Source organism: Halomonas rhizosphaerae (genome assembly GCF_030012485.1).
Lineage (GTDB): Bacteria > Pseudomonadota > Gammaproteobacteria > Pseudomonadales > Halomonadaceae > Halomonas > Halomonas rhizosphaerae.
This window is the reverse complement of record NZ_JASCQQ010000012.1, coordinates 138,843-160,618: the sequence shown is the minus strand read 5'-3', so window position 1 is coordinate 160,618 and position 21,776 is coordinate 138,843. Positions and strand designations below refer to the sequence as shown.

Sequence of the window (21,776 nt, the reverse complement as noted above, 5' to 3'; positions counted from 1 at the left end):
GCATTCATGACCAAGAAGACTCGACGTCGGTTTTCCGATGAATTCAAGGCGGATGTGGTGAGCCTGGTGATCCTGAATTCAAGCAACAAGCGCAGCACCTGCGGTATTCAGCCCCAAGAGGATCGACACCTGGAGCTTGTTTAAATCACCGCCGGTGGATCACACGCGGCGGCGAGAAGCATTGGTCAGATCACAGCACCATGGCCGCAACCCAACCAAAGACCACTAGCGGAATGTTGTAGTGCAGGAAAGTCGGCACCACGCTGTCCCATATATGATCATGCTGGCCATCGGCATTGAGGCCGGCGGTGGGGCCAAGCGTCGAATCCGAGGCGGGCGAACCGGCATCCCCCAGAGCGGCAGCGGTGCCAACCAAGGCCACGGTAGCGAGCGGCGAGAAGCCGAAGTTGAGCGCCAATGGGACGTAGAGAGAGGCAATGATCGGAATCGTCGAGAAGGACGAGCCGATGCCCATGGTGATGAACAAGCCGACCAGCAGCATGATCAGCGCCGCCAGTCCCTTGTTGTCACCGATCATCTCGGTGGAGCTCGTTACCAATCCTTCGACCTCACCACTGGCCTGCATCACACTGGCGAAGCCGGCCGCGGTGATCATGATGAAGCCAACCAAGGCCATCATGCGCATGCCTTCGGTGAAGATGCCGTCCTGCTCATGCCAGCGAAAGACACCGCTCAACGAGAGCACAGCGAAACCGAAGATACCGCCCAGCACCATCGAGCCGGTGTAGAGCTGTACCGCTACCGTGCCGACCAGCGCGATGGCGAGTACGGCCTTCTGCCAGCCCTTCAGATGCTGCGCCGCCTCGGCAGGCGTCTCGTCACCGTGCGCCAAGTCACGGTCTTCATACTTACGCCCTTTCCGGTAGCTGATCAGCACTGCTACGGCGAGGCCCAGCGCCATGCCCCCGATGGGAATCACCATGGCCATCGGCACCATCTGGCGCGTCACCTCAAGACCCAGCTCGGCGCCGCTCTCATTGAGGTTGGTCAGCAGGATGTCGTTGAGGAAGATGGCACCGAAGCCTACCGGCAGCAGCATGTAGGGCGCGGTGATGCCGAAGGTGATCACGCAGGCGACCAAGCGACGATCAAGCTGAAGATGGTTCATCAGCTTGAGCAGCGGCGGCACCAGTACCGGAATGAAGGCGATGTGCACCGGGATCAGGTTCTGGGAACTGACCGCCGCGGCCAGCAGCGCGGCCAGAAGCGTATAGGTCACCATGCGCCGGCTGCTGCCCGACTCGTCGATATGAAAGCGGCGAATGGCACGATTCGCCATCACCTCGGTGATCCCCGAACGAGAAAGCGCCACGGCGAAGGCGCCCAGCACGGCATAGGCGAGCGCCACGGTCGCGCCGTTGCCTAGGCCATCGTTGAAGGCATCGAGGATCTCATTGATCGGCATGCCAGCATAGAGACCGCCCACCAGAGTGGCGACGATCAGGGCAAAGACCACGGAAACGCGGGCAAGACTCAGGCCGACCATCACCAGGATGGCCAGGACGATTGCATTCATGGAAAACCTGCTTTGTCGTTGGAGTTGAATGCGATGACTGCTCCACGGCCCGGTGCCGTGGAGCAGCACCAGGCGTATCAGTGCTGGCTGGGCAGCGTGCCGGGGCGAGCCAGAGGGCTCAGGGTACGGGCGGCGAGCAGCTCACTGGCGGCTTCGATGTCCGGGGCGAAGAAGCGGTCCTGCTCGTAGTGGCTAACCCGCTCGCGAAGCAGCTGCCTGGCCCGCTCCAGCGCCTCGGTGCTCGTCAGGCCGTGGCGCATGTCGAGCCCTTGGCAGGCGCCCAGCCACTCGATCGCCAGGATGCCGCGCACGTTGTCGGCCATCTCCCAGAGGCGCTTGCCGGCGGCAGGCGCCATGGAGACATGGTCCTCCTGATTGGCCGAGGTGGGCAGGCTGTCGACGCTATGGGGGTGCGCCAGGGCCTTGTTCTCGCTGGCAAGCGCCGCCGCGGTGACCTGAGCGATCATGAAGCCCGAATTGACCCCGCCATTCTCCACCAGGAAAGGCGGCAGCTGGGACATGTGCTTGTCCATCATCAGCGAGATGCGACGCTCGGCCAGCGAGCCCGTCTCGGCGATGGCCAGTGCCAGATTGTCGGCCGCCATGGCGACCGGCTCGGCGTGGAAGTTGCCACCGGAGATGATGTCGTCGTCTTCGGCAAACACCAACGGGTTATCCGAGACCGCATTGACTTCCACCGCCAGCACCTCGGCCGCCTGACGGAGCTGGGTCAGAACGGCACCCATCACCTGGGGCTGGCAACGCAGCGAGTAGGGATCCTGGACCTTGTCACAGTCGGCGTGGGAATCGCCGATGGCACTCCCCTCCCCCAGCAGGTGCCGATAGGCTGCTGCGGCGTCGATCTGGCCGCGCTGGCCACGGACCTCATGGACCCGGGCGTCGAAAGGCGAGCGAGAGCCCAGGGTAGCCTCCACGGTCAGTGACCCACATACCGTGGCCGCAGCGAACAGGTCCTCGCCGTCGAAGAGACCGCGCAGTGCATAAGCAGTGGAGACCTGGGTGCCGTTGAGCAGGGCCAGACCCTCCTTGGGAGCGAGCTCCATCGGGGCGAGCCCGGCGATCTCAAGAGCGTCTCGAGCCGAGACCCATTCGCCCTGATACCGAGCCTTTCCCTCTCCCAGCAGTACCACGCTCATATGGGCCAAGGGGGCGAGATCCCCTGACGCCCCGACGGATCCCTTGACCGGGATATGCGGGTAGACCTCGGCATTGATGAGTGCGACCAGGGCATCGAGCACCTCTCGACGGATGCCGGAGAACCCGCGCGCCAGGCTGTTCACCTTGAGCACCATGATCAGCCGCACCAGGCTGTCATCCAGGGCCACCCCGACACCGGTGGCGTGGGAGAGCACCAGGGACCGCTGCAGCGCCTCGAGGTCCTCGTTGGCGATACGGGTCTGGGCCAGCAGCCCGAAGCCGGTGTTGATGCCATACACAGTGCGGTTCTCGGCGATCACCCGGTTGACGCAGTCGACCGACTTGCCGATATCAGCATCGGCACTGGTCGGCAGGCTGACGCTGACAGGCTCCTGGAAGACCTGGCGCGCCTGCGCCAGGGTCATCGTGCCGGGCTGAATCTCGAGATGGGCCATCGGGAAGTCTCCTGTTAGTTGTTCAGCATCGGCAGGTCGAGGCCGTTTTCACGGGCACATTCCTTGGCGATCTCGTAGCCGGCATCGGCGTGACGCATGACGCCGGTACCCGGATCGTTGCGCAATACTCGGCCCACGCGGGCGTGGGCGTCATCGGTGCCGTCGCAGACGATCACCACGCCGGAATGCTGGGAGTAGCCCATGCCTACACCGCCGCCATGGTGCAGCGACACCCAGGTGGCGCCACCGGCGGTGTTGAGGAGGGCATTGAGCAGCGGCCAGTCGGACACGGCATCGGAGCCATCCCGCATCGCCTCTGTCTCGCGGTTGGGGCTGGCCACCGAGCCGGAGTCCAGGTGGTCGCGCCCGATCACGATCGGCGCCTTGAGCTCGCCGTTCTTGACCATCTCGTTGAAGGCCTGACCCAGGCGGGCGCGGTCCTTGAGGCCGACCCAGCAGATGCGCGCCGGCAGGCCCTGGAAGCTGATACGCTCGCGCGCCATGTCGAGCCAGTTGTGGAGGTGCGAGTCGTCGGGGATCAGTTCCTTGACCTTCTGGTCGGTCTTGTAGATGTCCTCGGGGTCACCGGAGAGCGCCGCCCAGCGGAACGGGCCGATGCCCTGGCAGAACAGCGGACGGATATAGGCCGGCACGAAGCCCGGAAAGTCGAAGGCATTCTCGACGCCCTCCTCCATCGCCATCTGGCGGATGTTGTTGCCGTAGTCGAAGGTGGGCACGCCCATCTTCTGGAGGTCGAGCATCGCCTGGACATGTACCGCCATGGACTGCTTGGCGGCCTTGACGGTGGCCTCGGGCTCGGCCTTGCCGCGCGCCACATACTCCTCCCAGGTCCAGCCGGAGGGCAGGTAGCCATGCAGGGGGTCGTGGGCGCTGGTCTGGTCGGTGACCATGTCCGGCTTGACGCCCCGCTTGACCAGCTCGGGCAGCACGTCGGCAGCATTGGCGCACAGGCCGATGGAGATCGCCTTGCCCTCGGCGGTGTAGCGCTCGATGCGGGCCAGGGCATCGTCCAGGTCCTCGGCCTGCTCGTCGAGGTAGCGAGTGCGCAGGCGGAAATCGAGGCTGCTCTGCTGGCACTCGATGTTGAGTGAGCAGGCACCGGCGAGGGTGGCGGCCAGCGGCTGGGCACCGCCCATGCCACCGAGGCCGGCGGTCAGGATCCAGCGCCCCTTGAGCTGGCCGTCATAGTGCTGGCGCCCTGCCTCGACGAAGGTCTCGTAGGTGCCCTGCACGATGCCCTGAGAGCCGATGTAGATCCACGAGCCGGCGGTCATCTGGCCATACATCATCAGGCCCTTGCGATCCAGTTCGTTGAAGTGCTCCCAATTGGCCCAGGCCGGCACCAGGTTGGAGTTGGCGATCAGCACGCGCGGCGCGTTCTTGTGGGTCTCGAAGACGCCCACCGGCTTGCCCGACTGCACCAGCAGGGTCTGGGTATCCTCCAGGCGCTGCAGGGTCTCGACGATCTTGTCGTAGCACGCCCAGTCGCGAGCGGCACGGCCGATGCCGCCATACACCACCAGGTCCTCGGGGCGCTCGGCCACGTCCGGGTGCAGGTTATTCATCAGCATGCGCAGCGGGGCCTCGGTGAGCCAGCTCTTGCAGCTGCGCTCGGGTCCGGTGGGAGCGGCGATCTTGCGGGAGGGGTCGTGACGCTTGTCTTGCTGGGTCATGGCGTATGGCCTCTGGAGTCTCGATGGATTGTCGTGGTCGTGGAGCCGTCGGCTCTCAGTCATTCAGGGTCAGCAGATGCACGAGGCGAGCTGCCGCCCTGGCGGTGCGGCCGTCGATATCACGGCCGGGGTTGAGCTCCGCCAGGTCGGCCAGGCGCAGCTTGCCGCTATCTCGAATGCTCTCGATCAGCGGCTCGATCAGGGCGAGCGCAACGCCGCGGGCGGCCGGGGCGCTTACCCCGGGGGCCTCGGCGGCAGGCAGCACGTCCAGATCGATGGTCAGGTAGAGGTGGTCGCAGTCGCGGAGGAAGTCCGCCAGGTCCTGCTCGATGTCGGTCAGACGCGGCGCGGTGATGTCTCGATCCTCACGCACCATCACGCCAAGCTCGTCGGCACGGTTGAACAGCGCTCGCGTATTGGCCGCCCGGCTCACCCCAAGGCAGGCATAGCGGAATGGCCAGCCGCGCTGAGCACAGTCTTCAGCGATCTGCGCGAAGGGCGTGCCCGAAGAGCGCACATGCCGGGGGTCGCGCAGATCGAAATGGGCATCCAGGTTGACGATGCCGACGCGTGGCGCCGTCTCGCCGTTGGCCGCCAGATGCTGGGCGAGCCCTGACCAGCTGGCATAGGCCACCTCATGGCCGCCACCCAGCACGATGGGCAGGTGCCCCTCGCCCAGCAGCGGGGCGAGGCGGTCGGCCAGCGCCTGCTGAGCGACTTCCATGGCGTCGCCTTCACAGCGCACGTCACCGGCGTCATAGGCAGGCCCCTGTCGGTGCCAGGCCAGCGGCGCCAGGGCGCGACGCAGCGCGGCAGGGCCATCGGCGGCACCCACACGCCCCTGGTTGCGCGCCACGCCGGCATCGCAGGCGAACCCCAGCAGCGCACAGCCGGGGGTGCCGCCCTCGGCCAGCGGCTGAATCTTCTGGTGCCAGCGCTCGCTGCCGGGCTCGTGATCGGTGCGCCCCTGCCACAAGGTGCGGTCGAAATCCTGGTGAAGCGACGTATCAGACGGCATGGGTCAGCTCCCCCTGAAACAGACGCTGACGCAGGCGACCGGGCTGGACGGCATAAGCCAGTGCGGCCGGGGTGTCGACATTCCAGACACACAGGTCGGCGGCGGCCCCTTCCTGGATCCGCCCCTCTCCCCTGAGTCCGAGGGCGGTCGCGCCATGGGCGGTCATGCCGGCCAGTGCCTCCTGGGGCGTCAGGCGGAACAGGGTGCAGGCCAGGTTGAGCATCAGGGTCGGCATGAACAGCGGCGAGCTGCCCGGGTTGGCGTCGGTGGCCACGGCCATGGGCACGCCGGCCTCGCGCAGTGCCGCGATGGGCGGCTGCTGCGTCTCGCGCAGGGTGTGGAAGGCCCCCGGCAGGATCACGGCGACACTACCGGCCTTGCGCATGGCGGCGATCCCGGCCTCATCGAGGTACTCGATATGATCGGCGGAGAGTGCCCCGTGACGGGCCGCCATCGCGGTGCCACCCAGGTTCGAGAGCTGCTCGGCGTGGGCCTTGATCGGCAGGCCATGCGCTTCGGCGGCCTCGAAGACCCGCTCGCACTGCGCCACCGAGAAGGCGATCTTCTCGCAGAAGACATCGACGGCATCGGCAAGGCCTTCGCTGGCGGCTGCCGGGACCATCTCCTGGCACACCAGGTCGATATAGCCGTCGCTGTCATCCTTGAATTCCGGCGGCAGCGCATGGGCACCCAGCAGGGTCGTCACCACTCGCACGGGGAGCGCCTCGCCGAGACGGCGCGCCACGCGCAACATCTTCAGCTCGTCGCCGACCGTCAGGCCGTAGCCGGACTTGATCTCCACGGTGGTGACACCGTCGGCGATCAGCGCCTCGAGGCGCGGCCTGGCCAGCTCGAGCAGTTCGTCCTCGCTGGCTTCCCGGGTGGCTGTCACGGTGCTCAGGATGCCGCCGCCACGCCGGGCGATCTCTTCATAGCTGGCCCCTTCCAGGCGCGCCTCGAATTCATCGGCACGGGAACCGCCAAACACCAGGTGGGTATGACAGTCCACCAGGCCGGGGGTCATCACGCCGCCGCGGCCCATGTCGTGGCAACCTTCCGCCAGCCCTTCATCGAACTCCCGCATCGGCACCAGCGACGCGACCCGCGCCCCGTCGGTGATGACGGCCATGGGCTCGGGCAGCGTGTGCAGCCCATCGAAGACGTTCATCTCGCGCCATAGACGACGCGTAGGGGTGGTATTCGACATGGAGGCCTCCTCCGGGTGGCTCAACAGATGCAGACTCAATGTATATACAATTAAGCCCAGCACGCGGGAGCACGTCAAGCCACCTTCCCAAGAGGCCAACAGGGAGAAGCGGCGCGCTCGAAAAGGCGAAAACCTAAATAACCCTTTATAAACATAATCATGAATAGGACTCTCGAGCTACACCCCATCTGTCATCGATCAGGCATTAGACTAATGTCTAGCTTGGATAGCTAGGCGGAGGCACCGGCTTGCCTTATTTTATTGTATATACATATCGAGGCAGGACGCCTATCCCGACCCAGTCACCGCACGTCACAAGACAAGAGGTATGCCCATGAATCGCCTGGACCCCCTGGCACGGCAACCCGCCGCTGCCGCCACCCTTCTCAAGCTTTTCCTGCCCAGTGCCCTGGGCATCCTGATCTTCTTCATACCCATCGAAATCTCAGGAAAGCGCACCATCCCCCTGGACCATATGGTGACCGGCGCACGCGCACTGCTAGGGGAGGCCAGCGGGCTCTATGCCCTGGCGCTGATTGTTGCCGGCGCGGCCTATCCGCTGGTCCGCGGCTACTGGAACCGCAACCTCACCGAGCGCATCTTCACGGTGCTGAAGATGGCCGGTGTCGTCGCCGCGGTGATGGCACTGACAGGATGGGGGCCGGCCTTCCTGCATGAGCCGGACATGCTGCCCTTCCTGTTCGACAAGCTGGTGATTCCGGTGGGCCTGATCGTGCCAATCGGCGCCATCTTCCTGGCGCTGCTGATCAGCTACGGCCTTCTGGAACTGATCGGCGTGCTGGTGCAGCCGGTGATGCGCCCCATCTGGCGCACGCCGGGCCGATCGGCGATCGACGCCGTGGCCTCCTTCGTGGGCAGCTACTCCATCGGCTTGCTGATCACCAACCGGGTCTATCAGGCCGGGCAGTATTCGGCGCGGGAGGCGGCCATCATCGCTACCGGCTTCTCCACGGTCTCGGCCACCTTCATGATCATCGTGGCCAAGACCCTCGACCTGATGGCCGTGTGGAACCTCTACTTCTGGCTGACCCTGCTGATCACCTTCATCGTCACCGCGGTGACCGTGCGGCTACCGCCGCTCTCACGAATGGATGACAGCGCCGCGGATGGCGAGCCACAAGCGGTACCCGGCAAGCGCCTCACCACGGCCTGGCAGACCGGCCTGGAAGTCGCCGAGAAGGCCCCGAGCCTGCATCGCAGCGTGGCACTCAACTTCAAGGAAGGGCTGGTGATGGCGATCAGCATCCTGCCATCGATCATGTCGGTGGGGCTGCTGGGCCTGCTGGCTGCCAAGTACACGCCGCTGTTCGAATGGCTGGGCTGGCTCTTCTACCCCATCGTGGCGATGTGGGGCGTGGCGGATGCGGCCGCCCTGGCGCAAGCCTCCGCCGCCGGACTCGCCGAGATGTTCCTGCCGGCGCTGCTGATGGCAGAGGCCGAGTTTGCGGCTCGCTTCGCCGCCGGTGTGGTGTCGGTGTCCGCCGTGCTGTTCTTCTCGGCCTCGATCCCCTGCATCCTCTCCACCAGCATTCCGCTGTCGGTGGGTCGCATGCTGGTGGTGTGGTTCATCCGTGTGTCCCTGAGCCTGCTGCTGGCAGTCCCGACCGGCTATCTGGTGCAGACACTGGCCGGCTGACACTGCCGTCAATCGCGTATACGCAAACGGCCGGGAATCCCGGCCGTTTGCGTTGGTAATGAATGACGGTCCGCTCAATTCGGCGCGCGATGCATCGAAGAGCGCAGCTTGTAGCGTTCGCCAGGATGGAGCAGCCGCGCATAGCTGATCAGATGCTCACCGGACCAGGTACGCCGAATCATGCTCAGGCAGGGGCAGACCGTATCGATGGCCAGCCACTCGGCAGCCTGATGGTCGGGCAGGACCGCCTCGACGATGTGTTCCACATCGGTGATGGGGCAGGCGGCCACCAGCACCTCGTTGGGCGTGTGGCGGGAGAAGTCGGTGTCGAGATAATCCGGGACCCAGCGCGGATTGACGAAACGCCTCTCGAGCTGGAGCGGCACATCGTTCTCGAGGTGAAGGATCAGGGTGTGGAAGACACGGCTGCCGAGCCGCACTCCGAGACGTAGCGCCACCTCGTCATCGGCGTCGATCGCTTCGCAGGTCAGCACCTCGTTGCCATACCGATGCCCCCGAGACCGTACCTCCTCAGCGATGTTGTACACCTCGACCAGTGATGACTCTGCCTTGCGATCGGTGACGAAGGTGCCAAGCCCCGACTGGCGTGTCAGGTAACCCTTCTGGACCAGGTCGCGAATCGCCTTGTTGGCGGTCATGCGGCTGACCTGGAAATCCCGGGCCAGCTGCTCCTCCGGGGGAATCTGGTGATGGGCTGGCCACTCACCACTGGTGATCTTGTCGAGCAGGTGCTGCTGGATCTGCTGATAGAGAGGCGGCGTGCTGGCCATGGGCATCCTTGGGCGAGACCAATGTATATACAATCGCAGTATACCTATCGCAGAAAGACTGTCCATCTCCAGTTTCTTAGAAGTACTGCATCTACAATCTCTATAGCTACCCTTGCTCTGTACTTCTTCACTATGTTGTTTTTAGTCCTATTGTGAACCAGCAGCCTTTAGGAACCGCTGAACAATTCGGTTCAGCCTGACCAGATCATCATCTCAGCGGTCATGTCATGACCAGTTCAAGCGGAGAAGGCACCATGATCAATGCTCAATACCGGATCACTCTGCTTGCCGAAGAGATCTTCGGTAGCCGGGAGAAAGCCACTAGGTGGCTACGCAAGCCGCGTCGGACCCTGGGCGGTATCAGCGCCCTGGAGGCTAGCGCAACACCGCAGGGCTAGGCTGCTGCGGAAGAGCTACTGGAACATCTACGTCATGGGTTCGCATCGTGATCGCGTGGCCGCTGGCACACTACCTATGAGCAACCAAGGATCCTCGCTGATTGGCAGACAAGGCCAGGGTTGGTGGATACCTTTTGGTTGCTACGCCATCGTCTGGCTCGGATCAGGTGTAAACCCCATGCTCTATCCTGCCTATCGGATCTAGTAGCTGCTGAGGGTCTTCTTGCATGACATCGATGGGGCGCTTCCACCCAAGTCCCATGGCCTTATGGTGTAAGCAGCGGTCTGCCGCTGTTCTATCCCCCCCCCCCACACATTTCGATAGCCGTCCGCCAGACTGCGATTGCGATGTGCTGTTCCGGCTCATCAGTGCCGAGCATCGCCCAATCCTCTTCTTCTGCAGCAGGCTCCTCCGGGGCCTCATATTGATGACGCTCCCCCGTAGCCGTTCATGTGGCGTATCGCGTCGATTCGTCATCGCAGCCTCCATCGGATAACCGAGAAACGTTGGTTTTCTTTACATTGTGACCCAAACAGGAAACCCGACCAAGGTCAGACACCACGCCACGACGCCCAGGTAAGGTCGGCACCATGCCTCTAGGTAACCGAGCCTGAAACGATAAGCGCCATAATTATGCCGTTATACGAATGAAAATTGCCCCATAGTGGTAGGGAGGCAGCTCGACACGCGTCTCCAGCTTGAAGCCCGCCGGCTCGACCATCGTGCGGGTTTGTTCCGGCGACATGCGCATTTCGGTCTTTGGGCCTCGCGGCTGGCCGAGGACGGTCGTCTCTTCCCGCTGCAGGGGGTACCAATTGACGATGGCAAAGCGGCCATTGGGCTTCAAGGCCGCAGCGACTTCGCGAGCCAATGCCATCTTGTCAGGTACGCCGTGGAAGGTATTGGCGATCAGCACATAGTCTGCCGGCGCAACCAGCAGATGATTAAGCGCCATGGCATCCCCAAGCAGCCAGCTGCAATTCGACATCCCACCGCACGCCGCTTGAGCCTGTTCAAGCATGACCGGGTCGATGTCGAAACCAATGACACGCCCCTCGCCAACTTGCCGGGAGATAGCTGCAGTGAAATATCCATCGCCACAGCCGAGATCGACGACCGTCATCCCCTGTCCGATGCACAAGGCCCTGACCACCCTGTCAGGGTTCGGCCAAAGCGTATGCCACCAGTCCCTGTCCGGCATGGCGGAGGCGGGAAACAGCCGGTCTTGCGTCATGATGGGAGATTCCTTTTCATCCTCGCTGGTACGCCTTTCAGTCGAATTCGGCGCTCAAGGGCTCAGTTTTTTTCAATCGGCGCTATGACCTCAAGACCATGATCCCGCGCTTTCTCACGGTGGCGGTGAGAACCCCACCGATGCCGTACCGGTTCCTGAAAATAGCTGAACCGTATGCGTAATCAGGAAGGTATTTTTTCCACCTTCTTGCGGGAGAGCGAGAAAATCTAAGACAATCGTCCGGGTGATACGGAAGACTCCTCTACAGCCTGTGATTAATGGCTGCTAATCCCTGCCTGATCTCCCAAAACCTGGCCCTAACGGGTGAGCTCTGCTGTGCGCCGTGTGGTCGAGCCGAAAAACAAGGGTTTGTCGACGACGAACTTCATCGAACGTTTCACCAGACCTTTGCCGGGGAAGAAGCCGAGGTCGAGCCACAACCGGATCACCGCCTGAGCCTCAAGATCGATGGTCTGCTCGAGCGGCACCAGGAAACCTTCGTAATCACCCGCCGGAGTCACATACCGTTCTCGAGTGATGGGCATGACTCGGTGCTGGTACTCCCCCGTGTGTTCGACCTCTCGCGTCTCTTTGTTAACGACCGTAGCCCTGCCAGAGGCGCTCCATGTCCTGTCGGGCACGATCCTGTTGGGTAGCAGTACCACGGGTGGCTCGTACTGCACGGTCTGGCCTTGCGTGAGCACGTCCAGACCGGTGAGCAGCACGCTGCCATCCCGGAGCTTGGATAGATGGAGGATGTTGTAGTCGCCAAATCGAACTTCCCAGCGGCCTTCACCGTCTGCTGAACTCAGTTCCATCACGACCTGCCGTCCCTCGCCGTCTCCGTCCACCACCTCGAACGTGCTTTCACTGGGGACCAGAGGAAAAAGCTCCTCAGCCTCAACCTCCTGAACCGTCGACGCCGGAGACGCTGGCGTCTCCGCGAGGGTGGCCCCGGCGGTGCAGAGGCCGACGCCGATCAGTATCGCTCGCGGGTAAGACAGGTACATCGCATTCTCCTGGAGTCCGTGGGCAAGGTGCGGCGCAGCACTCGTGGCAGTGAAGCGACGTCAATGGGAGAACCGGCGCCACTGGCGAGGGATTGTGGAGACCTCTCCTAGATTGTAGAGGACGTCCGCGTCGTGGTCCTCGGCGATCCAGAGGTATTCGTCGGTTTCGCCGGTGAGTACAAGCATGGACGGCCTCGTTGCCAAACGCATGGTCTCCTGAAGCGGTTAGATCTAGGTGTATGGTCCCGACAAGCTGGCCGACCGCATTTCAAACCACCTATGGCATGTTCGTCTTTGCCTCTCAACGCCGCGCCCTACCAGGAGCTGCTGCGCAAGAGAGCCGAAGCGCCTGGCGCCACGAGGGCCAGTGCCGCGTCGGCAAGCGGCCGGCCCGCCAGTTCCTCGGCACGAGCGATGACCCCCTCACCGACAGACTGCTGTCCCACTTCACCGGCGGCCAGCAGAGCCTCGAACAGCTGAGCCAGATGGCCGCCGAGGGGGCCGCCTGGCCGCTGATCGAGGGCAACGGCACCTTCTACGGGCTCTACGTCATCGAGTCGCTCTGCGAGATCAAGAGCCACCAGATGCGCGACGGCGGCGCCCAGCGCATCGGCTTCTCGCTCACCCTGCAGCGCGTCGACGGCGACCGCGCCGACCTGCTGGGCAGCCTCACCGGGGCGTTGGCCTGGGTCGCCACGGGGCCGCTGGCATGAGCCCTTCACAACAGCAGCCGCGCCCGGCCCGTGCCCCCGGTTACCGGCTCACGCTCGCCGGCCAAGTCATCAGCCCCGAGCTCGACGCCCGCCTGCCTCTCCCAGGGTCGCCGTCACCTCGTTCATTCGATCAGTGACAGCGATTCCTGCCGCAGCGTCCGCAAACTCGCCCCAACTCGCTCGTTCACCGCGCACATCTTCGCGGCGGCCTGTCTTGAGCGGTTGATCGCCATGAACTCCTTCAGTTCGATCTGATAGGCATCGCGGATATGCCCGGCATGAGCCTCGATCTCGCCGGTGAAGCGCTTGCGGATACCGGCTTGAAGATCTGAGATCGCGCCTTCTCTCTGGGCGCGGTCCTCCGGAACCGACAGCGCCCAGTTCACCAGCTTTTCGCGCGCCTGGGTCAGGTCGACACCTTCGAGGATGCTGCCCCGGATCCCCGATTGCTGGGCCGTGACCTCGCGGTGAACCGGGCGATAGAGCGCGACGGTGCCTGCCGTTTCGCGGTTGTAGCCAGCGACTCCCTTGCCCGGAAAGGCCGGACCGGACAACCCGGACAGGCGGGCCATCGCGTCCTTCGTGATCTGCTCAGTGGTCTTGGGCCGCGCCCTCTTGACGGGGTCCGTCCCGGGTTCCGGCGGCGATCCGGCATCTGCCGCGGCGGTATCGGCGCGGACCTTGGCGCCTGCCAGCACCGCGTCCTCCAGCCCGCCGGAGAATGCCGGATCGGAGAGGGTGAGATCGCGCGCCTTCTCGGCAAGTGTGGCCTCGACGACATGGTCGTATTCCAGGTAGTTGCCAACGCCCTTGGGCTTGGCCTTGTAGATCGCTTGCGCCCCCTCGAGCTTGGCGAAATCAGGCAGACCGCTGGCGGGATCGCCCCCCATCGGCAAGTCGGAGCCTTCCGCACCGTCCGAGCCGCGCTTGATGGTGGGCGCCTTGCCAGGCTCGAAACCGTAGAGCGTCTTGTTGAGATCGCCAAGTGCACGTATTCCCTTGCGGATCTTGCCCCGGATGGCCTTCGTCGCTGCCGGATCGCTGCTGTAGAGCCCGGCGATGTTTTCCAACTCCGCCTGCATCTCGGCATTGATACCGGCGCGGAGCCTGGCGATCTTGCCGGCCGCCGCAGTCTCGGCGCTGGCATCCGAAATGATCTTTCCGTGGTTGCGCCGGCCCGCGTCCTTCGCCGTCTTCTGCCGGTGCGCCGGGCGGTAGATCGTGATCGCGGGCAGTTGCTGGCCCTGCTTGCCGGTGGCACGGGTGTCGATCTCGCCCAGCAGAGGATCGGGAATCGCCTTGCCGTCGCGCTGACCTTCGGCGATCTCCTCGTTCATCTTGCCCTGAACGTATGTCTGCACCTCGAAGCCGAGACTCTTTTCGGGAATGTGGTCATTCTCGTAATAGTTCGACAGGCGCTGCTTGCCCTTGGGTCCCAGCCCCGCCTTTTGGGACACCGCGTCAATGGATTGCGAGGTAATCTTGCCCCGATCCGCATACCAACCGGCATCGCCCTCGATCTCCGGTAGACGAGGCTCTCGCGCGCGGATGATCGCGCCGTCCTGCGGCTCGTCTTCCAGGAACGGGTTGTCGGCGATGCAGGGTCCGAGCTTTGCCAGTTTTGCGCCCGCACCCTTCACCTCGGCAATGGCCTTGTCACCGGTCCTCTTGGTCGAGGTCTTCTGCTGCTCGGGCTTGACCTTCGCCAGCGCGGTCTCCGCCTCGTCGATCTCGGTCATGAAGGCCTTCTCGAACGCGTTCATGCATGTGGAATCGTCGCCGAAATCGGCGGCCTTCTTGCCTTCGCTGTTCATCTCCGCCTGAACCTGGTCGGCAGGGCGCGGGGTGTCCGAGGCGATCTTGAGCGTGAACTTATTGCCCTTCTTCTCCGGCTTCAGCTTGTGCGGCTCCGTGCCCACGACAAACCCCGCCTCCGGCAGCTTGCGCTTGCGGTTGATCTTTCCAAGGATCTTGGAGAACAGCTTTTTTGCCTTCTTGACCAGGAAGGTCACCATCTTGGTCATCGCCTTTTTCACCGGCGCCTGCAGCTTCTTGATGATGGTGCGGATCGTCTTTGTGATCCCGGTCACAGGGATCACCGCCGCGACGAAGGCCAGGAAGACGGGAATGGCCCCTGCTATCGTCTTCTCGATAAAGTCGGCGGCGTCCTTGACCTTTCCCTTGGCGATAGCGCCGATGCTGGAAAAGATCGAGTTCGCGATCTCCATGATTTGATCGAGACGTTCAAGGAAGGTCTTGATCATGTTGTAGATCGACAGAGCGACCTTGACGATGGCACCTACCGGATTGGACAACCCGGCGATCCAGGACACCGCACCCATGACGATCGTGTTGATGACGAAGTCGCGAATTCCGTCAATGACCGTGGTCTTGAATCCCTCGATCATCTCCAGCACCCGCTGCCAGATGCCCAGGAAGCCCTCCTTCACGAGGATCTTCACGACCTCCACGGACTTTTCGAGGAAGGCTACTTTCTTCTCACCGCCGCGGCCGAGGCGCTTGACCAGCGTCTTGCGGAAACTGGCATAGGTCAGGCCGAGAATCTGCAGCGAGATATTGATGATGCCCTTGAAGTCTAGCTTCGCGGGCAGCTCGATCTCCATCCCCTGAAGCGTTCCGAAGAGCCAGCCCATCAGGCCCTTCTTCAGATGTTGCCAGATGTTGTTGCCGAGTTGCTTGAAGCCGTTCACCACCGCGCGGACAAGGTTCTTGGCGAAGCCAAGCGGATCGCTGAGGATCAGCGAGATCACGTCGCGGACCTTCTCGATCACGGCCCAGACCTTTTCGCCATAAGGTCCGGCCAGCTTCAGCGCACCACGGATGATGAACTCGAGGATCTTGTCCTTTATCTCGGAGATGAAGGTGATGATGTCGTCCACGAGCGGCTGGAAGATGCGCTTGGCGATCTTCAGTGGCGACCAGGCGGGCATCTCGTCGATGAAGTCCGAGACCAGCCCCTTGATCCGGCTCCAGGTGATGTTGAGTTCCGACAGCCGCGTCGACACCCACTCGAAGGCCCTTTCCAGCGCGCGGGTTTCCTTCAGCCGCTCGAAGATCAGGTTGCCGCCCGGAAGAAGTCCCAAGAACCCGCCGATCAGGTTCTCGGCGTTGCGTTCCACCCTGTCGCCGGTGATGGGGCTCTTGCCGAGGATTACCGTGAGCAGCGTGTAACCCGGCACATTGCGGGCAATCTTCTCGGCCTTGTCTGCGACCCAGCCGCGCTGAAGGCTCGGATCGCTGTCTTCGCCCTCGATCTCTGGCCGCTCAGGGGTCCGGACCGGCGCGCGATGCGTCTGCTGCACAACATGGGTCAGTTCATGTGCCATAAGGCGGCGGTTATCGACACTCTCGTCCTGGCCCATCCAGATATGATGGCGGTGGGTGAAGGCGCGGGCGCCGATCCGGTCCGCCGCTCGGCGGTCTGACGGCGCATCATGGATGCGGACATCGGAGAAATCGACACCGAAACGCGGCTCCATGAAGGTTCGGACGGAGGCGGGCAACGGGCCACCCGGTCCCGGCTGAGCAACCACGCGCGTCACACTGGCAGGCGCGTCGCCACCCTGCGGTCCTGTCGCCGCGGCCTCGCCCGGTGCCATCCGGGCCGCACCGTCGGGATCGTCCGGCTCGCCAGCCTCGACCTCGGCGAACTCGTCGTTCGCCAGCCCAGCGGTATCGACATCCTCACCCGACGGGACATCCGGATCCTGGTGGTCGGCGGGGATCGCGGGCTCGCTTTCGAAGGCGTCGGTGTCGGGCTGGCTCTCCTGATCCACCTTGGGGAAACGCCGCGCCTCGGCGGAAAGGCCGCCCTGCGCAGGCGGGGCCGCGGTGTCGTGGCCGGGTGCGGACATCGTGACGATGCGTTCGGCCGTGGCCTCGGCCTCGTGTTCCATGGGATCGTTCGCGGCACCGACCTTCAGCGCGGGCTGGATCCGGGCTGCCTCGTGACGGTGAACAACCGCCGGCGCCGGACGACGCACCGGAACCCTGGAGGTCCTGGCGGGGCGTGCGGGCTTCTTCGTGCGGATGGTTGCACTTACATCGCCCATCGCCGCTCCTCACGGGTCTACATTGATCGTCCTGATGTTGCTGCGCGTCCCATGGTTCACCGCAACCAGATCCACATCCTTCGACCAGAAGAGGTTCGGATTCACGGCCTCGGACACCTCGAACTCGACATTGACCCAAGAGGAACTCCGGTCGAATTCCCACCGGTCGTAGGACGCAATGTCGAACCCACCCATCTCGATATAGTGGTTTGAGTCTTGCGTCAGGCCGAACTGGAAGCCCCGCACGCTCATCGTGTCACCCACATCGAGCTGCGTCGGACTGGCTTCCAAAATCCACGGGCTGTAGAAACCGCACGTCTCGGTCGAGGTTTCGGCCAGCACCTCGTCGAGGTTGTCCTCGACCATGTCGCAAGTGTGGAACAGCTCGTGCAGCAGCGTCGAGGCGATTTCCCAGTGGCTGATATCGTAGGCGTAGTCGTTATAGGCCACGACATGGGGATCTGCGGCGACGCTGCGGATATCGCTGAGACCGAAACGCTCGCTGTGATCCTCGAGGTAGTAGACCGTGGCGGCATTGAACGTGTCACGCGCCGAAGTGGCGGCGCCACCTGTGCAATTGTCCTCGAAGAAATCTCTGCAACGTCTTGTGTTCAAAGCGTTGTTGATCAGGTCCAGCGCGGCATTGACCCGTGCGTGATGCGCGGCGGGGACCGCCTTGTAGTCGCCGGTGCCGTCAGATGCCGCAAGTGTCGCGCGCCGGACGGCGCGGCGTGTCTGTCCTTCGGCCTGCGCGACATGGGCGAGTTCGTGCGCCATGAGCGGTACGCCGCCCTTCTCTTTCTCGCCCTTGGCGAAGGTGATGTCCCTGCCATAGGAGAAGGCCCTCGCACCGATGGCGGTCGCGGCCCTGTCGGCGGCGGCGCCGTCGTGGACGCGGATACCCAAGAGATCCCGGCCAAAGCGCGGTTCGAAGAACGCGCGCGACACGGGCGACAAGGGATCTCCCGCATCCAGGGACCGTATCGCGTGGCTGGCCGCCGGCCCGGCTGGCGCGGTCGCGCGGCCGGGCGCGATGGCGGCGCCGGGGGCGGCACTGCGCTTTGCCTTCTCCGTGTCCTCGGACTCGCATTCGGCACATTTCCGATGAACGGATGGCGCGGACGCAGGAGAGGCGAGAACCGGCCCGCCGTCCAACGCCTGCGCGGCCATCCGGTCGGCGGCCTTCTCCGCCGGATCCTGGGCACCGCCGATCAGTATGCCGCCCTCATCTCGCGCGCCCTTCTTGGCCTCGGTTCGCGCGGCCGCGGTCCCGGGCGCGGCATGACGGCGGGGCTTTCCGGCACCGGAACGCCGAGCGATGCGTCTGCGCAGTCTGGTCTTCATGATCCGCCTCCTATCTCGGCCTGCCCTCCAGCATCGCCGCCGCTTCGCGCTGCAGCCGTCGAGCAGTGTTCAAGTTCAGCCCGGCACTGCTGGCGACCTCGCGAAGCTGCGTACCGGACATTTCGGCAAAGCCGGCGACATTCGTTACACCGCTGCGCGTCAGGGCGGCGATGAAGTTCGTCTCTTCACCCACGACCGCCGAGACAGGCATCTCCCGGCGCAGCGAGGTCAGGATCGTATCGCGTTCCTGCGCCGTCTGATCCAGCAGCACCCGCTGTTCCCGCTCGAAAGCGGCAAGATCAGCGCGCGCGGTTTCAATCTGTGTCAGTGCGGTCTGCCGGTCGTCCTCGATCTGCCGAAGATCCGCACGCGCCGCCTCGATCTGCGTCTGCGCCGTCTGGCGGTCGCTTTCGAGTTGCTGGAGCTCCGCGCGCAACGCCTCGACCTGGCCGGACAGTTCCGCATGCGCCGTGCGCACGCCGTCAAGGCCGCGCTCGACTTCGGCCGTCTGCGCGGCCAGTTCCTCGTTTCGACGGGCCGAGGCGGCGGTCCACTCGGCTTCCAGGTCCGAAGCGGCGGTTTCGGCCTCGGCTATGCGTCCCGACAGTCGTTCGACCAGGGCGACGGCCTGGGCCAGAACCTCCTCCGAAAGATTGAAATCCGCGCCGCGCGCCGCCGGTCGCTCGAAGCTGAACTTTCCGCCGCCCGTCTCGACCTTGACGTAGTCGATGGCGACGCCCTCTTGCATGATCAGCGCGACCTTGTCGCCGGGCATCACCTCGCCGCGGTCGGCCACCAGGTCACGGGCGTCGAGCCCCACGGTCGCGCCCCTGATCTTGGCGATGGCTTCGGCATCGCCTGCATCGATAGTCTCGGCCACCTCGATTCCGTTGCCGGCCAGCGCCGCCCTTGCCTGGTCAAGCCCGAGATTGCCGATATCGGGCTGGACGGCGTAGTCGCTGGGCGGATTGCGACCAGTCAGGATCCGCGCTCCGCGTTCAACATCCCTCCAGGCGCGCTCGGGCGTCAGTCGCCGGTCAAGCTCGGCCACCGCCACGAAATCGTTCGGCCGTTCGAAATCCACGCCGCCATCACCTTTCTCCGGACAGCACAGCTCGCGCAGCTGCCCGGCGAACCGGTCGCGCGTCTCCGAGATGAAGTACTGCACCATGCGCCAGGACATTGCCTGTTTCCGGCAGCACCAGACACAGATATCGCTCAGGAAGAACGTATTGCCTTCCATCGAGCCCTCGACGCAGGCGACAGGCACGAGATACGGGCGTTCGCCGGGTTCCGGGCAGCGCGGGATCAGCGCGTCACACAGGCAGCGGCGCAAGTGTTCGGCCTCGGTTTCCTGCACGGCACGGTAGACCAGCGCCTCGCGCATCATGAAACGCGTCTCACGCACCTCGCCATCGGCCTCCTCGGGGCGGATCTCCTCGTCGATCGCGGCGATTTTCCGGTCGAACTGCGCCGCCTCCGCCTCGTCGTTCAGATGCGTCCTGTAGCGTTTCACGAGATCGTCGTTATAGGCGCGTGCGACCTGCTGTTCGCGGGAATTCAGCCGCTGCGTGGCAGCCATCTTGGAATAGGCCGCACCGTAGAAGACTTTGTCGAGCGTGGCGCGCTCGCCCTCGCTACGATTGGTCAGGTCATCCTTGATGTCGAAGGGCGGCCGGGACTGGCGGCACTGGTCGAGGACGGACATGAAGGTCGGATCGCTCGCCCCGAAGGCACGGGACCGTGGCGCCAGATGGGTGCGGATCACGCCGCCCTCGCCGATGGACAAGGCAAGGCACACGTCGCGCTGCCGGAGCGCGCGCTGGAAGGCCTCGATCCCGTCGAAATGGAAGCTGTCGCCGCGCAGGATCTCGTTGAGCTCTACCGTCTGCGCCCGTACATCACCGAGCACACCACCCCGGTCGAGGATCGCGCCCCCCGAGATGTCAACCATTGCCGGGCCTTGCGTGACCCGTCGGGGGATCACCCCGCAGACCACGCCCCAGTCATGCAGGAGTCGCAGAAGCCGTTCGTTGCCGAAATCGACGCGGCAGAGGTTGATCAGCGCGTCCTGAACATTGTCCACCTCGTCATAGAGGTGCGGGCAGCCCGAGGGATCGAAGGCAATATCGGCCGCCTCGATCGAGCACAGATTATCCAGCGCCTCCTGCACGTTCTCGGCGGCGTCGTATAGCGTCGGACAGTTGTTGACGAACCCGACATGTGTAGCCGGCAGGTTCGCCAGCACCGGGAAGGACAAGCGGCGAGTTTCGGCGTCCGTCAGTGGTTCAATCGCACCGTCCGTGACCCGGAACAGCGGGCAGTAGCCGTGGCGGATTCCGATGGGCAGGGCCTGTACGGCGCGTACGGGTTCATCGGCGAAGCGGCGCAACTCGATCAGCCAGTAGTCGCCCACGACAATGGCCCGTCCGTCAAAGTCGATCTGTGCGGTGAAGAGGTCATTGGTGAGGCTGACCGTGTTGCCCGTCAGGCTGACGGTTCCGTTGCCCTCGTCCTCGGCATGGCCGTTGGCAAAATCGATCAGCGCCATTCCGTCCCAGCGACGGACGAAGGGCCAGTCCCCCCCCTCCGGCGGGGCCGGCTCTTCGGGTCCCTCGGTCAGACTGGTGGCGAAGCTCGACCGAGCCATTTCGCCGTTCTGCTCATGGACACCCAGATGACATTCGGTGACGGTGGAATAGAACTCGTAGACCGCGCCTGCCCGCCCGAAATCCTCGGTGTTGACGGCGGCCGACGCGATGGCGGCGGCGTTTTCCGCCGACCAGGCGATGCGGATGCTGTCAGGGTTCTGAGGATCGCCGAAGACATGAACGACCTCGATCCGGAACAGCGCGTTGGCCACGGTCTGCGCGGCCGCCACGGTGTCGGCGCAAGGGTCGCACTCGTCGGCGATGGTCTCGGGGTCGGCCGGGGTGACGGTCATCTCGCCCGTGCCGATTTCGGGGATCGGTCCGTCCGGCTGGCCGAGCGCGTCGGCCTGATCCAGCGGAGCGAACTTGATCTGGGCCATGGTGCGTGCGCGGAAGGCCGTCTCTGCCCCATGGAGGCCGGGATCGGACAGGAGCGGCTCCTCCAACTGGCTGACCATTCGGTCCCAGATATCGGCGTAGACGATGTGTTCGCCGTCCTCGGGCATCGGAGGGGCATGCGGGAAATCGACCTGCACGCCATACAGCTCCAGCGGACCGGACACCTCCTCGGCTGCCTGCACCTCGCCGCACCGCCCCTGCGCATAGACGACACCGGGAACCAGCCGCGGGCCGTCCTGATCCACCGCGCCGCCATCCACCGGAACGCCGCTTCCGGCGGCGTCATGGCCCAGCCCATCGGTGCGCCCGCGGGCAATCTTCGCCTGCTCACCCAGATCGGCATCGGTGACCATGCCGCCCTGAACCTGGAAGACCCCGGAATAGCGTTTCCCCGGACGATGGCTGTCACGCGAGATATTGCCTTTCATCGGTCGGC

16 protein-coding genes and 1 pseudogene are annotated in these 21,776 nt (G+C 64.1%); 5 read left to right on the top strand and 12 right to left on the bottom strand.

Translation table 11 applies throughout. The features are described 5' to 3' along the window. Positions 1–6: 6 nt before the first annotated feature. Positions 7–144, top strand: a complete 138-nt coding sequence (locus tag QLQ86_RS06405; protein ID WP_282736065.1) for a hypothetical protein — start codon at positions 7–9, stop codon at positions 142–144. A gap of 46 nt (positions 145–190) precedes the next feature. On the opposite strand, the gene QLQ86_RS06400 is transcribed toward QLQ86_RS06405, so the two are convergent. From QLQ86_RS06400 to hutI, 5 genes are all read right to left on the bottom strand, one after another. Continuing rightward, on the bottom strand, positions 191–1,537 hold the full coding sequence (locus QLQ86_RS06400; RefSeq protein WP_282816427.1) for a Na+/H+ antiporter family protein: 1,347 nt from the start codon (positions 1,535–1,537) through the stop codon (positions 191–193). A gap of 77 nt (positions 1,538–1,614) precedes the next feature. Beyond that, positions 1,615–3,150, bottom strand: coding sequence for a histidine ammonia-lyase (gene hutH / locus QLQ86_RS06395; protein WP_282816281.1), 1,536 nt, complete (start codon positions 3,148–3,150; stop codon positions 1,615–1,617). A 14-nt stretch (positions 3,151–3,164) separates the two neighbouring features. After that, positions 3,165–4,844, bottom strand: a complete 1,680-nt coding sequence (hutU, locus tag QLQ86_RS06390) for a urocanate hydratase (RefSeq protein ID WP_282816280.1) — start codon at positions 4,842–4,844, stop codon at positions 3,165–3,167. A gap of 55 nt (positions 4,845–4,899) precedes the next feature. Continuing rightward, positions 4,900–5,862 (bottom strand): formimidoylglutamase, encoded by a 963-nt coding sequence (gene hutG, locus QLQ86_RS06385; protein ID WP_282816279.1) that lies wholly within the window; start codon positions 5,860–5,862, stop codon positions 4,900–4,902. Then, positions 5,852–7,069 (bottom strand): imidazolonepropionase, encoded by a 1,218-nt coding sequence (gene hutI / locus QLQ86_RS06380; RefSeq protein WP_282816278.1) that lies wholly within the window; start codon positions 7,067–7,069, stop codon positions 5,852–5,854. Before hutI ends, hutG begins: the two co-directional genes overlap by 11 nt. A 334-nt stretch (positions 7,070–7,403) precedes the next feature. Here hutI and QLQ86_RS06375 point away from each other — a divergent pair, with 334 nt between their 5' ends. Then, positions 7,404–8,726, top strand: a complete 1,323-nt coding sequence (locus tag QLQ86_RS06375; RefSeq protein WP_282736070.1) for a YjiH family protein — start codon at positions 7,404–7,406, stop codon at positions 8,724–8,726. A gap of 74 nt (positions 8,727–8,800) precedes the next feature. Here the strand turns inward: QLQ86_RS06375 and hutC are convergent, their stop codons facing one another. Continuing rightward, positions 8,801–9,517: a histidine utilization repressor gene (gene hutC / locus QLQ86_RS06370; protein ID WP_282816277.1), complete on the bottom strand. Its 717-nt coding sequence runs from the start codon at positions 9,515–9,517 to the stop codon at positions 8,801–8,803. Between the two features lie 227 nt (positions 9,518–9,744). On the opposite strand from hutC, the gene QLQ86_RS20135 reads away from it, so the two are divergent. After that, positions 9,745–9,915, top strand: a complete 171-nt coding sequence (locus QLQ86_RS20135; protein ID WP_407650049.1) for an MbcA/ParS/Xre antitoxin family protein — start codon at positions 9,745–9,747, stop codon at positions 9,913–9,915. A 632-nt stretch (positions 9,916–10,547) separates the two neighbouring features. On the opposite strand, the gene QLQ86_RS06365 is transcribed toward QLQ86_RS20135, so the two are convergent. Further along, entirely contained in the window at positions 10,548–11,150 is a 603-nt protein-coding gene (locus tag QLQ86_RS06365; protein WP_282736072.1) for a class I SAM-dependent methyltransferase, read from the bottom strand. 71 nt (positions 11,151–11,221) lie between these two features. On the opposite strand from QLQ86_RS06365, the pseudogene QLQ86_RS06360 reads away from it, so the two are divergent. Further along, positions 11,222–11,332 (top strand): annotated as a pseudogene (locus QLQ86_RS06360) (IS1595 family transposase); the annotation flags it as partial. 135 nt (positions 11,333–11,467) lie between these two features. Here the strand turns inward: QLQ86_RS06360 and QLQ86_RS06355 are convergent. Beyond that, a complete protein-coding gene (locus tag QLQ86_RS06355; RefSeq protein ID WP_282736073.1) occupies positions 11,468–12,160 on the bottom strand; it encodes a hypothetical protein in 693 nt (230 codons plus the stop codon). A gap of 60 nt (positions 12,161–12,220) precedes the next feature. Further along, the gene (locus QLQ86_RS06350) at positions 12,221–12,346 is read right to left on the bottom strand and encodes a hypothetical protein (RefSeq protein WP_282736074.1); all 126 of its coding nucleotides are present in this window, start codon (positions 12,344–12,346) and stop codon (positions 12,221–12,223) included. 98 nt (positions 12,347–12,444) lie between these two features. On the opposite strand from QLQ86_RS06350, the gene QLQ86_RS06345 reads away from it, so the two are divergent. Next, a complete protein-coding gene (locus QLQ86_RS06345; RefSeq protein WP_282816276.1) occupies positions 12,445–12,873 on the top strand; it encodes a phage tail protein in 429 nt (142 codons plus the stop codon). 122 nt (positions 12,874–12,995) lie between these two features. Here the strand turns inward: QLQ86_RS06345 and QLQ86_RS06340 are convergent, their stop codons facing one another. The 3 genes from QLQ86_RS06340 to QLQ86_RS06330 are packed head-to-tail and all read right to left on the bottom strand — an operon-like array spanning position 12,996 to position 21,768. Continuing rightward, positions 12,996–16,946 carry an eCIS core domain-containing protein gene (locus QLQ86_RS06340; protein ID WP_282816275.1) on the bottom strand — a complete coding sequence of 1,317 codons (3,951 nt, stop codon included), beginning with the start codon at positions 16,944–16,946 and terminating at the stop codon, positions 12,996–12,998. 9 nt (positions 16,947–16,955) lie between these two features. Next, positions 16,956–18,290: an eCIS core domain-containing protein gene (locus QLQ86_RS06335; protein WP_282816274.1), complete on the bottom strand. Its 1,335-nt coding sequence runs from the start codon at positions 18,288–18,290 to the stop codon at positions 16,956–16,958. A 10-nt stretch (positions 18,291–18,300) separates the two neighbouring features. Continuing rightward, on the bottom strand, positions 18,301–21,768 hold the full coding sequence (locus QLQ86_RS06330; protein WP_282816273.1) for a DUF6519 domain-containing protein: 3,468 nt from the start codon (positions 21,766–21,768) through the stop codon (positions 18,301–18,303). Between the last annotated feature and the right edge of the window lie 8 nt (positions 21,769–21,776).

Bases quoted from the DNA above. Each gene is read 5' to 3' on its own strand.
- hutU (WP_282816280.1), bottom strand. From the start codon at position 4,844: ATGACCCAGCAAGACAAGCGTCACGACCCCTCCCGCAAGATCGCCGCT.
- QLQ86_RS06400 (WP_282816427.1), bottom strand. From the start codon at position 1,537: ATGAATGCAATCGTCCTGGCCATCCTGGTGATGGTCGGCCTGAGTCTT.
- hutC (WP_282816277.1), bottom strand. From the start codon at position 9,517: ATGGCCAGCACGCCGCCTCTCTATCAGCAGATCCAGCAGCACCTGCTC.
- QLQ86_RS06355 (WP_282736073.1), bottom strand. From the start codon at position 12,160: ATGTACCTGTCTTACCCGCGAGCGATACTGATCGGCGTCGGCCTCTGC.
- QLQ86_RS06340 (WP_282816275.1), bottom strand. From the start codon at position 16,946: ATGGGCGATGTAAGTGCAACCATCCGCACGAAGAAGCCCGCACGCCCC.
- QLQ86_RS06330 (WP_282816273.1), bottom strand. From the start codon at position 21,768: ATGAAAGGCAATATCTCGCGTGACAGCCATCGTCCGGGGAAACGCTAT.
- QLQ86_RS20135 (WP_407650049.1), top strand. From the start codon at position 9,745: ATGACCAGTTCAAGCGGAGAAGGCACCATGATCAATGCTCAATACCGG.
- hutI (WP_282816278.1), bottom strand. From the start codon at position 7,069: ATGTCGAATACCACCCCTACGCGTCGTCTATGGCGCGAGATGAACGTC.
- QLQ86_RS06405 (WP_282736065.1), top strand. From the start codon at position 7: ATGACCAAGAAGACTCGACGTCGGTTTTCCGATGAATTCAAGGCGGAT.
- QLQ86_RS06375 (WP_282736070.1), top strand. From the start codon at position 7,404: ATGAATCGCCTGGACCCCCTGGCACGGCAACCCGCCGCTGCCGCCACC.
- QLQ86_RS06335 (WP_282816274.1), bottom strand. From the start codon at position 18,290: ATGAAGACCAGACTGCGCAGACGCATCGCTCGGCGTTCCGGTGCCGGA.
- QLQ86_RS06345 (WP_282816276.1), top strand. From the start codon at position 12,445: ATGTTCGTCTTTGCCTCTCAACGCCGCGCCCTACCAGGAGCTGCTGCG.
- QLQ86_RS06350 (WP_282736074.1), bottom strand. From the start codon at position 12,346: ATGCTTGTACTCACCGGCGAAACCGACGAATACCTCTGGATCGCCGAG.
- QLQ86_RS06365 (WP_282736072.1), bottom strand. From the start codon at position 11,150: ATGACGCAAGACCGGCTGTTTCCCGCCTCCGCCATGCCGGACAGGGAC.
- hutH (WP_282816281.1), bottom strand. From the start codon at position 3,150: ATGGCCCATCTCGAGATTCAGCCCGGCACGATGACCCTGGCGCAGGCG.
- hutG (WP_282816279.1), bottom strand. From the start codon at position 5,862: ATGCCGTCTGATACGTCGCTTCACCAGGATTTCGACCGCACCTTGTGG.